At 71.0% G+C, this 13639-nt stretch carries 11 protein-coding genes and 1 pseudogene; 10 read left to right on the top strand and 2 right to left on the bottom strand.

The window, feature by feature from the left end; translation table 11 throughout:
• The first annotated feature begins 364 nt into the window (after positions 1-364).
• A complete protein-coding gene (locus ACRX5W_RS32565) occupies positions 365-937 on the top strand; it encodes an RNA polymerase sigma factor (protein WP_436792003.1) in 573 nt (190 codons plus the stop codon).
• On the top strand, positions 930-1256 hold the full coding sequence (locus ACRX5W_RS32560) for a hypothetical protein (protein WP_436792002.1): 327 nt from the start codon (positions 930-932) through the stop codon (positions 1254-1256). The genes ACRX5W_RS32565 and ACRX5W_RS32560 overlap by 8 nt, the downstream gene beginning before the upstream one ends.
• 21 nt (positions 1257-1277) lie before the next feature.
• Here ACRX5W_RS32560 and ACRX5W_RS32555 read toward each other — a convergent pair whose 3' ends face one another.
• Positions 1278-2354, bottom strand: coding sequence for a MerR family transcriptional regulator (locus ACRX5W_RS32555; RefSeq protein WP_436792001.1), 1077 nt, complete (start codon positions 2352-2354; stop codon positions 1278-1280).
• A gap of 494 nt (positions 2355-2848) precedes the next feature.
• On the opposite strand from ACRX5W_RS32555, the gene ACRX5W_RS32550 reads away from it, so the two are divergent.
• The gene (locus ACRX5W_RS32550) at positions 2849-4366 is read left to right on the top strand and encodes an SDR family oxidoreductase (RefSeq protein ID WP_436792000.1); all 1518 of its coding nucleotides are present in this window, start codon (positions 2849-2851) and stop codon (positions 4364-4366) included.
• 67 nt (positions 4367-4433) lie between these two features.
• Here the strand turns inward: ACRX5W_RS32550 and ACRX5W_RS32545 are convergent, their stop codons facing one another.
• Positions 4434-4829, bottom strand: a complete 396-nt coding sequence (locus ACRX5W_RS32545; protein WP_436792005.1) for a hypothetical protein — start codon at positions 4827-4829, stop codon at positions 4434-4436.
• 454 nt (positions 4830-5283) lie between these two features.
• Between ACRX5W_RS32545 and ACRX5W_RS32540 the strand changes: the two are divergent.
• From ACRX5W_RS32540 to ACRX5W_RS32510, 7 genes and pseudogenes are all read left to right on the top strand, one after another.
• Positions 5284-6531 (top strand): annotated as a pseudogene (locus ACRX5W_RS32540) (VWD domain-containing protein); the annotation flags it as partial.
• 602 nt (positions 6532-7133) lie between these two features.
• Complete coding sequence (locus tag ACRX5W_RS32535) at positions 7134-7424, top strand: hypothetical protein (protein WP_436792004.1); 291 nt, start codon at positions 7134-7136, stop codon at positions 7422-7424.
• Positions 7425-7560: 136 nt separating this feature from the next.
• Positions 7561-8211 (top strand): TetR/AcrR family transcriptional regulator, encoded by a 651-nt coding sequence (locus ACRX5W_RS32530; protein ID WP_436791999.1) that lies wholly within the window; start codon positions 7561-7563, stop codon positions 8209-8211.
• 248 nt (positions 8212-8459) lie between these two features.
• A complete protein-coding gene (locus ACRX5W_RS32525; RefSeq protein WP_436791998.1) occupies positions 8460-9986 on the top strand; it encodes a phosphotransferase family protein in 1527 nt (508 codons plus the stop codon).
• 268 nt (positions 9987-10254) lie between these two features.
• Complete coding sequence (locus ACRX5W_RS32520) at positions 10255-10935, top strand: hypothetical protein (RefSeq protein WP_436791997.1); 681 nt, start codon at positions 10255-10257, stop codon at positions 10933-10935.
• Positions 10936-11306: 371 nt separating this feature from the next.
• The gene (locus ACRX5W_RS32515; protein WP_436791996.1) at positions 11307-12161 is read left to right on the top strand and encodes a DUF1963 domain-containing protein; all 855 of its coding nucleotides are present in this window, start codon (positions 11307-11309) and stop codon (positions 12159-12161) included.
• A gap of 533 nt (positions 12162-12694) precedes the next feature.
• The coding region (locus ACRX5W_RS32510; protein WP_436791995.1) for an RNA-guided endonuclease InsQ/TnpB family protein at positions 12695-13639 on the top strand (945 nt) is incomplete at its 3' end.

The raw sequence follows: 13639 nt of genomic DNA, 5'->3' as shown, positions 1-13639 counted from the left end.
TGATTCCGGTGATCCGGGCGCCGATGTTCGGCGTCACCGCGGTGACCGTGATCGACATGACTTCCTCCCACTCTCCAAGGCGTCGCCGCCGCCGCTGCACGTTCGCGCGACGCAATTTTATACGACTGCCTAAAAACATTGTCGGGAGACCCCGCAGCCGATGGCCCGCGAGTCCTCGACGGCGTGGGAGCGCACTGGTCGGGGAGCTGAATCCTTCGGCCGTCCTGGTGCCTCTTATGTGCGTCCGGTAAGTCTCGTCGTGCGGATCCGGGAGGTCGTTGAATGGTTGTCGCCGGTTTGGTGGTCGGCGCCGTGCTCGTCTGCGTTTGTACGGTCACGTTGCTGCGCAAGTGGGGGAGGTCGCGTGGCTGACTCGTCGTGGCCCGGGGAGACGTTGGTGCGTGCCGCTCAGGGCGGCGACGAAGCAGCGATCACGGCGCTGGTGTCCGACGCGCATCCCCACGTGCAGCGGTTCGCCCGTTCGCTGTGCGCGTCTCCACAGGATGCGGAAGACGCCGCGCAGGAAGCCCTGATCATCCTGTACCGCAAGATCGGCATGCTGCGCGCGTCCGGGGCCTTGGCGTCGTGGATGTTCCGGATCGTCCGCAACGAATGCATGCGTCGCGCGCGCCTGGCGCTGCGCCGGCACGAGCCCGTCCGAGACGGCCTCGCAGGGTCGGCCGAGGACGACGTCCTGCGGCGCCTGGAGGTCGAGCGGCTGGTGGCGGCGATCGCGGCCCTGCCGACCGACCAGCGCCAAGTGCTCATCATGCGGGACGTGGAAGGACACCCGGGGCGCCACGTCGCCGCGGCGTTGGGGTTGAGCACCGCGGCAATGAAGTCCCGGCTGCACCGCGCCCGTTCGGCGGTGCGCGAAGCGCTCGAAAGCCCGGGTGGCGTGGACGGCTCACAAAGGAGCGGCGGTCGCGATGGCTGAAACGCGTTTCGCGAGCCGCTCGGTGCCCCGCCACCTGGTCCGCGGAATCGTGGGATTCGGCGCCCTGGCAGGAGCGTTCGCCCTGCAACCGATGTTCGGGCCGGTCAGCCTGCTGCTGGTCCCGCTCGGCCTCCTCGTCCTGCGGGGCTGTCCCGCCTGTTGGACGATCGGGCTCGTCGAGACCCTGTCTCGGGGACGGATGCGACGCCGATGCGCGGATGACGGCCGCTGCGAGCTGACGAGGTCGTACGAACCGGTCGGCACGCCTTCTCGACGATCGCGCGCGTCCGACGAGAGGGCGTCCATCGGTGGTTCCTGAGAACCTTGCCGGTCCGGTGCGTCAGCCGCCTTCAGGTACGCGGGCAGGCTTGGTTCGCGGAGACTCCGGAGCCAATACGGCGACAGCCTGCGGAAGCGATGTGAGACGGTAACTTCCGTTCGGTGTCGAGGCGTTCCGCCATCCCGGCCCCGCCGCGCAGACAAGGAGCGCGGCCTGCCGCAGCAGCTTTCCCAGTAGCTGTGGTTCAGCCGTCTTGTCGGTGTGCGACCACAGCACGACCGCTGCGGGGCCGGTGCGGCGCACCGCCCTCAACAAGGCCTCGCCGGGAAGCGCCGCGCCGAACATACGGACGGGAACCCGCCGTTCGGCGAGAGAAGCGGTCAGCGCCTCAAGCGGCAGCGTGTGCAACTCCTTCTCGGCGCACGCCAGAAGGACGCCGCGGCCACCCCGCGGCGGCCACGGCACGCTGTGGGGACCAGGGCGTGTGCGGCGCAGCGCGGTCGACACACACTCGGACAGCAGGTGTTCCACCTCGACGTAGTGGGAGGCCGTGTCGGTGCGCGCGTTTCTCTCCCACTTGCGCCCCATCCCATAGAGGGTCGGCCGGGCCAGCGCCTCCCAGGCCCCCACGACGCCGCGGTCCCCGAACTCGCGCTCCAGAACGGAAAGGACGGCGTCCGCGTCCAACCGCATGGCCGCACGCGTGAGCCCCCGGACGGTCCGCCCGGCGTCCGAGAGGCGCGACGCCTTCCCCTCCCCGGGGGCGCTGGGCACGGACTGCACCGGCAAGCGGGTGGATTCCGGCGCGGGGAGCGTTCCGTACGTGTCTGCCGCAGGGGAGCAAGCGGCCGCGTCCACCGTGAACGCCCGTGCCGCGTCGGCGGCTTCGGCAGACGGTACGCCGTCCGCCACGAGCGCGCACATATAGGCGAGACGGGCCATGTCGGCGGAGGTGTAGCGCCGATGCCCTCCGGAGCTGACGTGGCCCGCCCCCAAGCCGTAACGACGGTCCCAGCTCCGCAGCGTCGCGACCGCGACCCCCAGTCGGCGTGCCGCCGCGCCGGTGCTGAGGACCACCGCTTCACCCGCGGCATAGACGCCGGGCAACACCCATTCACCCCACGGAAGTTCACGCAAGATACGCCTCCTTGCCGGGCCGTCGGACGTCACCGGAGACGTCCGCGACAAGCCGCAGGAAAACTATGCAGAAACGAGGCGACTTGCGCCGAGCGTAGCCGCCACAAGGCTTGGCCACCGCACCCGAAGCCGAGTGGAAGTAAAGAAGGGGTGAAGGCCGTGCCGTGCGCGGATCCGGAGCGGGAGCGGGAGTTCGGCCGGGGGCGGGCGCCGCGCTCGCCCGCAGGCTGGGGACCGACGCGGACTCGCGCGCGGCATATCCGCCCGGGGCCGCCGAAACCGCGTCCGCGGCCGGGCCCCAGCCCGCGTCCCCCGTCCGGCCCGCCGCCGAGCCGCGCCGCGCTGTGTGCCGGCCGAAAGTCCGTGGCGGCGAGGGCACGCCCCAAGGCCCCGAGGGAGGGCTCCCGGCATCGGGAGCCGCACACCGGCATTGCCGGGCGCCGTGGGGGAACCGTCTCGCCTGACAAGACCGCCCGACCAACTGCGAGCGATACGTGAACGAGCCCTTTGGCCCTGAAAACCCCGCGCTGTGCCTGGTCACCGGCGCCACCGGCTATATCGGCGGCCGACTGGTGCCCGAACTCCTCGCCGCCGGGCACCGGGTGCGCTGTCTCGCCCGTTCCCCGGAGAAGCTGCGCGACCATGCGTGGGCCGGCCGGGTCGAGGTCGTGCGCGGGGACGTCCGCGACGAGGAGTCGGTACGCGCGGCGTTCGACGGCGTGGACGTGGCGTACTACCTCGTGCACGGTCTCGGTGGCGGACGCGGCTTCGAGGACGCCGACCGCGAGGCGGCACGGCTGTTCGCCCGAGAGGCCGAAGCCGCCGGCGTCCGGAGGATCGTCTACCTCGGCGGACTCACGCCCCGCGGCGTCCCCGAAAGCGAGCTGTCACCGCATCTGCGGTCACGAGCCGAGGTCGGACGCATCCTCCTCGCGTCCGGCGTGCCCACCGCCGTCCTGCGTGCGGCCGTGGTGATCGGCTCCGGATCGGCATCGTTCGAAATGCTGCGGTACCTGACCGAACGACTGCCGGTCATGGTCACGCCGCGGTGGGTGGACACGCGGGTGCAGCCGATCGCCGTACGCGACGTCCTGCGCTACCTCGTGGGTTGCGCGGCATTGCCCCCGACGGTGTCGCGGGAGTTCGACATCGGCGGCCCGGACGTCCTGACGTACCGCCGCATGATGCAGGCGTACGCCGAGGTCGCCGGGCTGCCGCGCCGACTGATCGTCCCGGTCCCGGTGCTCACCCCGCGCCTGTCGAGCCTGTGGATCGGCCTGGTGACACCCGTGCCGCCCGCACTGGCCAGACCGCTGGCGGAGTCGCTGCGCCACGAAGTGGTGTGCCGGGACGACGACATCACCCGGTACATTCCCGACCCCCCGGAAGGACGGCTCGGGGACAGGAAATCGCTCGAATTGGCGTTGCGCCGCGTCCGTGAGGCCGACGTCGCCACCCGCTGGTCGTCCGCCGCGCCCCCCGGGGCGCCCAGCGATCCGCTGCCCACCGACCCCGATTGGGCGGGAGGCAGCCTCTACACCGACGAGCGGGAATGTCCCGTCGCGGCCTCGCCCGACGAGCTCTGGCACGTGATCGAGGGCATCGGCGGCGAGAACGGGTGGTACTCCTTCCCGCTGGCGTGGGCGGTACGGGGATGGCTCGACCGGCTGGTCGGCGGAGTCGGCCTCCGTCGCGGCCGACGGGACGCGACACGGCTCCGGGTCGGGGACGCGCTCGACTTCTGGCGGGTCGAGGAGATTGAGCCGGGTCGTATGCTGCGCCTGCGCGCGGAGATGCGCCTGCCCGGACTGGCGTGGCTGGAACTGTCCGTGATCCGCGACGCCGACGGCGCCACGCGGTATCGGCAGCGCGCGGTCTTCCATCCCCACGGCCTGGCCGGGCACGTGTACTGGTGGGCGGTGTCGCCTTTCCACGCGATCGTGTTCGGCGGCATGGCCCGCAACATCGCGTCGGCCTGCACCCGACCGTCCCGGCGCAGGCGCCCTGGGTGATCGCGCCGCGGATCCGATGCGGACATGGCCCTCATGGACGCCGGGTGCGTCCGTGTCGGCGCATCCGTCACTCGAACGCGCCGGGGCGGGGAGTGCCCCCGGCCCCGGTCGGGGACAGGGACGCCGTGTTCGGATCCCCTTTTTGCGGCACGCGCGCGCACGCGCGGACCGCCGCGACACTGTTGGTGGCGGCCTTGCTGGCCCTGGGCGGCTGCACGTCGGACGACAATACGGGCGACGGCGACAAGTCCGCCGAGCCCACCGCGTGGGAGAAGGTCATGGCCATGACCGCACCCGACGGCGCCGTCTCCACGGACATGGCCTTGTCCGCGTTCGCCACCGCCTTCGGCCCGGTGCCCGGCGCGAAGGCCCAGACCGGCAGCCGCGCCGAGCTGCACTCGGGCTCGGCGGCGCTGCGCTGGGTCTTCGGCCACTGGGCGGAACTGTCCCCCGAACAACGCACGGCGGTACGCGAACTCTCCCGCTGGGAACCACCCGCCGCATCGGGAGGCCAAAGCGCGTCGTCCGCCGGGCGGGCCGCGTACGGTCCCGCCGCCCTCCCGCAGACACGCGCCGCGTGTGAAACCGGTACGAGCCCGGACGCAGCCCTCGCGCCCAAGGTGCGCGACTGGTGGACGAAGCTGGCGGTGAAGCTGCACGTTCCCGTGTCCGTGAACCTGGCCGTGTGCCGGACCGAGGGCCAGTTCACGCCGAGCCCCGGGGGACCGGGCAACCCGACCGTGGCGGCAAGCGCCATCGGCTGGAACGACGCCACGGGTCCGCAGTGCCGCGTCGTCGTCTACCCCAAGTTCCGCGCGTCGTCCACGACCGACGCCCTGCGCGACGAACTGGTGGTCCACGAACTGACGCACTGCGCCCAGGGCATCATCGTCAACGACCCCGCCGCGTTCGGCGCGATGCCCGGATGGGTGGCCGAGGGCCTCGCCGACTGGGCCGCCGGCAAGCTCACCGGCCACTACTCCAGCCCCGGGATCTGGCAGCTCTACCTCACCCGCAAGGACCCGCTGCTGACGCACCTGTCGTACTCGGCCATGGGCTTCTGGTGGGAGCTGGACTACCGGGGAGTCGACGTGTGGTCGACGTCCCGGGCCGCCATCGCCGCGTCCGCCAAAGGCGCGGTGCGCATGGACCAGGCCGCCTTCGCCGCCGCGCTGGGCGCCCGCCGGCAACAGGCCCTGGAGGGCTGGCCGGCGAGCTTCCTCCGCGACCTGGCCCGCGAACTTGCATGGGACGTCAACGGCGTGGGGATCACCGGAGACAAGGTCAAGCTGAATCCGCCCCTCCTCGTCGCGAGTTCGCAGCAGACCGTCCAGGTCTCCGCCCCCGCGTTCAATCCGAACCTGACCCCACTCGACATCTCCGCCGAGGTGCTGCGCCTCGCCCCCGGCCAAGGCGGCTCGGTGTTCGGACGCTTCGGCCCCGGCACGCACGGCGACTACCCGCTCAGCGCCCACATGGGCGACATCTTCTGCACGCTCGGCACAAAATGCGAGTGCCCCAAGGACACGCCGGGCGCCGGAACAGTGTTCGAACGCATCGATCCGGGTCGCGGGTTCGTCGCGGTCAGCGGCGGCGAGACCGACGCCTCGCTGGGACTCACCGGGCAGACGCTCCGCAGCTTCTGCGGGGACCCGAAGAACAAGCCCGCGCCGCCGCGCCCGCCCGGCAGCGGCGGTGGCGGCGGTTCCGGACGCCACTGCCTCGGGCCGTGCGCCGATGGTCCTCGCGGAGGCAGCAACGGCGACCCGCACCTGACGACCTTCGACGGGCTCTACTACGACTTCCAGGCGGCCGGCGAGTTCACCCTCGTGGCCTCGACCGACGACAGCTTGCGTGTCCAGGCCAGGCAGGTGCCGTACCCCGGCGCGGCCGACGTCAGCGTCAACGCCGCGGTCGCCGCCGACGTCGCCGGGGACCGGGTGACCTTCTCCCTCGATCCGCAGCGCGGCGTGACCACGGTCCGCCTCGGCGGCCGGCCGCTCACACCCGGCACCGAGACGCCGCTGCCCGGCGGAGGCACGCTCACCCGCACCGGAACCGGGCCGGACGTCGAGTACGCCGTCTTCTGGCCGGACACCACCGCGCTCTACATCACGCCGATCGGGCAGTACGGACTCAAGGCCGACATGGCCCTGCCGCAAAGCCGCAAGGGCCGCGTCCAAGGCCTGCTCGGCGACGCCGACGGAGACGCGGCCGACGACCTCGACATGGGCGGCGGCGCGGTCCTGCGCAAACCGTCGGCCCACACACCGCCCCCGTTCGACGAGTTGTACCGCGCGTACGCGGACCACTGGCGTGTCCGGCCGCAGGAGTCCCTGTTCGAGTACGGGTCGGGCCAGTCGACCGAGACGTTCACCGACCGCTCGTTCCCGCGCCGCCCGACCGCCGCAGCGACGGTCCCCAACAGCGAAGCCGCCCGCGCGCAATGCGTGGCCGCCNCCCCCCCCCCCCCCCCCCCCCCCCCCCCCCCCCCCCCCCCCCCCCCCCCCCCCCCCCCCCCCCCCCCCCCCCCCCCCCCCCCCCCCCCCCCCCCCCCCCCCCCCCCCCCCCCCCCCCCCCCCCCCCCCCCCCCCCCCCCCCCCCCCCCCCCCCCCCCTCCCCCCCCCCCCCCCCCGCCGCCACACAACAGGACTTCCTGGCGGAGACACCCGGCACCGGGACACCCGAGCCCGTCGAGCCACCGGAGAACGCGCCTCGGCTCGGCCCGTTCTCCGGGGACGGCACGTGTGCCACGACCGAGGGCTGGGTGGCCAGTTGCCGCGGAACACTCGGTGCCGCACAGCCCACCGCGACGATCCGGTTCGCCGTCGACGGCTTCGACAAGGTGCTGTTCGTGGCGGAGGCCTTCACGGATTGCCGGGTGCGGTTCGCCCTGTTCAAGGACGGCGACGACACACCCCTGCTCGACGACCGCCCGATCTGCGAACTCCAGGCCACCCCGGTCGACATCGGCCAACGCGACTACTCGATCCGCCTGACCTCCGCGGAGCCGACGGCAACCGTCGAATACGCCCTGCTCATGGGCGGCCTGGGGTAGGCGCGGTCAACGCCCCTCACGGCGGCCTGGCCGAGGCGCGGCCGGCACCGGGGCCTACCATGGGGTGGGTGGAGGAGACGGCCGCGCCGGGTCACCGGGGCCGACCGCACAACGTTCGGGTCGTGAGAGGCAACAGATGGCGACAGCCCGCCGGGTCGGCACGGAGAAGTCTAAGACCCGCGCCGTGCTCCTGGACTGTGCCGTCCAGCTCATGCTGGAGGAGGGGTACGCGGCCGTCTCGTACCGCAGCCTGGCCGCGAAGGCAGGCGTCACCTCAGGACTGGTCCAGTACTACTTCCCCACTTTCGACGACCTCTTCATCGCCCTGGTCCGGGACCGTTCGGAACGCACCCTGCGGAAGCTCGAAGAGGGGCTCCGGACCGACCAGCCGCTGCGGGCGCTCTGGAAGTACGCGAGCAACAAGGACGCCGCAGCCCTGACCGCGGAGCTCATGGGCGCGGCCAACCACCGCAAGAAGCTGCGGGCCGAGATCGCACAAGCCGGGGAAGACGCCCGCCGACTGGTCCTGGCCGCCGTGTCCCACAACCCGAAGTACCGCACTTTCTACGGCGCTGCGGTCTCCCCGGACGTCGTGGTCTTTCTCATGACCGCCACCCCCCGGATGGTCATCATGGAGCAGGCGGCCGGAATGACGACCGCCCACGCCGAGACGATGGCGTTCCTGGAGCGCTACCTCGACCACGTCGAACCCCTGTCCGGCGGCGGCCCGCCGCCCGGCCCCCTCTTCGTCGCCCCGACGCACGGCCCGGACGCCTTCGAAGCCTGAGCGGGCCGAACGCGCCTTGAGCCGGACGTCCGTTTGCGCCCCCCGGCCGCGTGTGGGGCCGGCTGCAACGCAGCCCGGGCAACCTGGCCGCGTGCATCACCATCGAACTCGCAGCCAACGCACGAACACGTCTCAAACGCATGCAAGTTCGACCCCCGAGCTTGGCATGGTCACTCCGCACCGAACATCACGAGTAGCCTCGCTTCCGCAAACCCGGCCCATGCCGGAGCGGTGGTTCAGGAGGCGTCATGCCCGGGCAGCGGGACGAGACAGGCGAACCGGCGAGTACCGGGGAGGGGGCGTCGGACGACGGGGGCCTTTCCCGCACGGAGATCGACCTCATTCGCCACCGGTTGGGTATGCCGACTCTCGGGCCCGAGGGGAACTATCCACGCCACGCAGGTACTTCCGAGGCGATATCGGGATTCCTGACCGCGGCCTACGCGAGCGAGGGGCTGCACAACTTCCCGCTTCCCGGACGGCCGCCGGTGCGAGGCTTCTTCAGCACGGGCGTGGTCGTGATGACCACGCGGGGTTTCGTCGTCGGTCAGCGGACCGGCGAGAACTACCGGTCGACGAACCCGGTACTGCAGCCGGAACCGATCCTGACGACATCCGACGCACTACGCGTCGCCAACGCCCAGCGGCCGGGGCTCACCCCGCACCTTTTCTATTCCGAAGGCGAGAAGCTGATGGTGACCAGCTTCGAGTTCGGGGCACACGCGGCGAATGACCGTACGCTCGAAAGCGCTTTGGTGCGGCACCAGTTGCTACGCGGCCTGCCCGAAGCGCTGGCCGCGTTCACCACCATGCGGATCCCGCTTGCGGCACGGCGTCATCCGCACGTCGATTCGAGCGCGAAGATGATCGACCGGGCGCGCCGCGTGCGCGCCGACCGCTACAGCGACGAGCAATTGCGGCGGACCGCGAGACTCGGCATCGACGACGCGCTCTTGGACGAACTGTCCGCACGCGCCGAGCGATTCACGCCACGTGAGCCGGGTGTGCTGCACAACGACATCCACTACGACAACGCGCTGGTGCGTGTCGCGCCGCGACGCGACTGGACGCGCAGCAACGTGTGCCTGCTCGACCTCCAATTCGTCACTGTCGGGGATCCGATGCAGGACATCGCTTGCTCCGCGGTCAAGCTGCAATGCACCATGGCGGAGATCGTGGACCTGACCGGTTCCTGGGCCGATCGGCTCGAACCGGCCAAGACCGACGGGGTCGCGCAGGACCTCCCCACGGGGATGGCCATCGTCTCCGCCACGCAGTCGGCCGTCCGAATCCCCAACGCCCTCAACAGGGTGTATGCCGCCGCGGAGCAGGATCGGTCACGTATCGACTCGGTCCTCGAAGAGGCGGTCGCAAGCGTCCACCTCACTCTCGCGCCCGCGCTGGCCCTTGGCCGTGACATGGAGGTCACACCGGAGTGGGTGCGCGCTCGTCTCAGCGAGGTCATCCCGCGTGACCCGGCGATGATCGCGACCCCGGGGCTCGCACGGGTGAGCGCATCACAACGTCAGCCGAAAATGCAGCCGCCGTCCAAGACCCCCGACAGAACTCCGGAGCGGACCCCCGGGCAGAGCACACCGGGATCGTTGCAGGCGGAGGCCGAATCCGGCGCAAGGGCTCGGCGCACATTCCGCTTCGCCACGCCACCCGCCAGGCCGGAACTCACGGCCGACCGAGCGCCCGCGGGCCTGCCGCCCGTCTCCGGAGCCACACCACGGATAGGACTGCACCTGTCACGCTCACGCTACATGCACTGACCGGGCGTCCGGAGGTCTCAGTTTCGGCAGGAAACCAGGGGCCGAAGGAGGGGACGTCATGCAAGCGCAGCTTGCCAGAGCTTTTCCGAGGCATCTCCGGGGTCGCCGTCCAGCAACTCCCAGCGGACGATGCGGCCGACGTCCTGGCGCCCGATATTCGAAGGTAGTTGCCCTTGCAACCGCGGTGACCGACGGAGACACCGGCCACCCGGACCTAGACTGGGGCGGGCGGCGCAGCGCCGGAGCTGGCCGGACAAGGGGACGAAACGTGAGCAACCGGACGGGATCCCAGGCAGCCGACGGGTGGACGCAACAGGACGAATACCTCTGGCACACCTGCGACATCGTGGCCGACGTCGTCACCGGCCAGGCGGACCGCCGCCCGCTTGTGGCGAGCACCGCCCGGATTGAGCCCGGCGAGCGCGTGCTGGCGACCGGCTACGGCGAGCAGTACAGATTGCGCGCGGTGGGCAACGGGAGTTACCGCAGCACCGGTGTGGCCGCGGTCGGCAAACCGGGGTTCGTGGTCGGCGCGCTCGCTCTCAACGCCCTGGGCAACGCGGCGCGCCGCAAGCGCGCCCAGCAGGACACCATCCCGCGCTGGGTGAACGACGGCGGCGGCGAACTGACGATCACGCAGATGTCGACGTACCTCGCCCACCCGCGCAACCCGCTGAGCCTCGGCTTCACCGGGCTCGACCAGGTCGACCTGCCCGAGCCCGGCGTCTTCGAGGCCCGCTACCACGACATGTACGGCAAGGGGTACATGAGCGTGCGCGTCACCACCCCATGGGCGTCCCTGCTGTTCGCCCTCGCGGCACTCGCGGCCTTCCCGTCCCACCCCCGGCTGCTGGGCGGCACATGGCTCCCACCGAACTTCGAGGAGCGCTGCGCACACTTCGGCCGACCGGTGCGCTCCGCCCAAAGGCTGGTGCTGGGCGAGGGGTGACGGGTCAGGCCCCGTCCGGCGCGCAGTCGCCGCCGCCTCCATGGAGGCGGGAGAGACCGCAAGATCGTCAACGTCACCGCGCCGACGCCGAGTCCCCGATCTCGCGGACGGAGCCGACGCCGCCGTCTCCGCCTCTTTCACCGCTGTGCGTGTCACCGCCCTGCCTGCCGTCGCGTCCTGACGGCGTGTCACCGATGCGCTCCGGCGCTGTCCGCCCAGCGACCGGGGGCATGAGCCCGCAGGCCAGACGCACGTGCCTGACCTGCGGGGAAGCCGGTTCCCCGGACCGCGTCGGGCGGCGCGCCAGAGGGTGTTCGAGAACACGGTCCGCCACGGTTCGAGCCCCGGTCTCCGTCGGCTAGGGTCGCCGAATGGCGATTGGCACGGACGCACGGTTGCGCGATGTTGTTTCCCAAGTGGTGGCCCAGGAAAAGCAGGACGTACTGCTTTCGCTGAAGCGCCCGGCACTTCGCATCGCGCGCGGCGACAGCATCGATGCCTTTGCGCCGGTCTCTCGGCTGGGCGGCCGACCGCTGGCGGCCCCGGGGACGAGCTGGCCGGTGGCGGAGGACGGCCCCTTGGATCTGCTCGCGCAGATCGACCTCGCGGACGTCGCCCGGGTGTGGCCCGACGGGCCCTTGCCGGACCACGGACTGCTCTCCTTCTTCTGCGACATCAACGAGCCGCCGTGGTCCTTCATGGCCTCCGACCCCGAGAAGTGGCAGGTGCGCTGGGACCAGGGCGAGGTGCAGCCGCTGCCTCTGCCGGAGGACGACTGGGAGACGTTGCCGGCGTACGGCATCCGGTGGGAGCCGGCGACGACCCTTCCCCGGGCCGGCGAGGACGACATCGTCTTCCAGAACCTCGGTCTGACCGGTGAACTGGCCGCCGTGGATGATGTGATCGGGGGCGGTCCCGTGTTCCCTCAGCTCATGGGATGGCCGCACCTGCTCCGCGGCTCCGTGACAACGCGGTGCCAGCGGGAGTTGGCCTTCATGGTGGAAGGCCAACAACGGTTCGCACCGAACGTGAACATGCCCGAACAAGACTGGGACGCACTCGACGAGGCGACCGAAGCCGCCGACTGGCGTCTGCTCCTCCAGTTGGGCCCGGACCCCGACCGTGGCTGGAACAGGGAAGGCGGCGAAGGCCTCTACTTCCTGATCCGTGCCGACGACCTGGCGAAGAGGCGGTTCGACCAGGTCTGGACGGTGGCGCAAAGCTGACAGCCCCACGTCCTCCGGCGTTCGACTGCCCTCAGGTGCCGTGCCGCGATCACCGTGACGGCGCCCCCAACCCGTCGGCGCCACTCAGGCCCTCACCCAGCGCGTCGGCTTCACAACGCTGACGCCGTCGAGCCGCGGGCCGTGTCCGCGGGGCCGGTCTCGGCGTTGTGGGGGTGTTTCCGGCGTACGTGGAGGCGGTTGCCGGTCGGCTGACTCGTTGCCGGGTGCGGATAGGTTGGTGGGTATGACACACGTGGTCGAGCGGATCGAGGTGGAGGGCTTCAAGTCGATTGCGTCGACCGACGTGACGCTTGGCCCCGTGACCTTGTTGATCGGGGCGAACGGGGCGAACGGGGCGGGGAAAAGCAACTTCATCGGATTCCTCCGTGGATACCCCGGCCTTCAGGCTGGGGAGGAAACGGACCCCTGCGGAGCAGGGCAGGGGCAGCCGAACCGCCGCCGGGCGGTTCGTCGTTCAGCACAGAGAAAGGCGAACACCCGCGTCTCACGCGGAAGCTGATAGTCTGTGAGGTATGGGGCATTTGTCGGTCAAGCGGGCGTATCGATACCGCTTCTACCCCACGGATGAGCAGGCGGCGGAGCTGTCGCGGACGTTCGGCTGTGTCCGTCTCGTCTACAACAAGGCCCTGGAGGAACGCACCCGCGCGTGGTACGGCGAGCAGCGCCGTGTCTCGTATGTGGAGTCGTCGGCCGCGCTGACCGGGTGGAAGAAGACCGGCGAACTCGCGTTCCTCGGCGAGGTGTCGAGCGTTCCGCTGCAGCAGGCGCTGCGGCACCTGCAGACGGCGTTCGGGAACTTCTTCGCCCGCCGGGCGAAATACCCGCGGTTCAAGTCGCGGAAGAGGTCCCGTGCGTCGGCGGAGTACACCCGTTCCGCGTTCACCTGGCGCGACGGGAGGCTCACGCTGGCGAAGATGTCCGGGCCGTTGGACATCCGCTGGTCGCGTCCGCTGCCCGACGGGGTGACGCCCACCACCGTGACGGTGTCCCGCGATCCGGCCGGGCGCTGGTTCGTGTCGCTGCTGTGCGACGACACCGTCACCCCGGCCCCGGCCACCGACAGCGCGGTGGGTGTCGACGCGGGCATCACGTCGCTGGTGACCTTGTCGACGGGGGAGAAGATCGCCAACCCGAAGCATGAGCGCCGCGACCGCGCCCGCCTCGCCAGAGCGCAGCGGGAGTTGTCCCGGAAGGCGAAGGGTTCCAACAACCGCGCGAAGGCCCGGGTGAGGGTCGCCCGTGTCCATGCGCGGATCGCGGACCGGCGCCGGGACTTCCTGCACAAGCTCACTACTCGGCTCGTCCGCGAGAATCAAGTGGTCGTGATCGAGGACCTGGCCGTCCGCAACATGGTCAAGAACCGCTCGCTTGCCCGTGCGATCTCGGATGCGGCGTGGCGGGACATGCGGGGGATGCTGGAGTACAAGTGCGCCTGGTACGGGCGTGAACTCGTCGTG

Source organism: Yinghuangia sp. YIM S10712 (genome assembly GCF_051388935.1).
In the GTDB taxonomy this organism is placed as follows: Bacteria; Actinomycetota; Actinomycetes; order Streptomycetales; family Streptomycetaceae; genus Yinghuangia.
Note: the sequence above shows the minus strand (reverse complement) of the source record. Positions and strands in the feature narration are given on the sequence as shown.

Bases quoted from the DNA above. Each gene is read 5' to 3' on its own strand.
- ACRX5W_RS32560 (WP_436792002.1), top strand. From the start codon at position 930: ATGGCTGAAACGCGTTTCGCGAGCCGCTCGGTGCCCCGCCACCTGGTC.
- ACRX5W_RS32530 (WP_436791999.1), top strand. From the start codon at position 7,561: ATGGCGACAGCCCGCCGGGTCGGCACGGAGAAGTCTAAGACCCGCGCC.
- ACRX5W_RS32515 (WP_436791996.1), top strand. From the start codon at position 11,307: ATGGCGATTGGCACGGACGCACGGTTGCGCGATGTTGTTTCCCAAGTG.
- ACRX5W_RS32525 (WP_436791998.1), top strand. From the start codon at position 8,460: ATGCCCGGGCAGCGGGACGAGACAGGCGAACCGGCGAGTACCGGGGAG.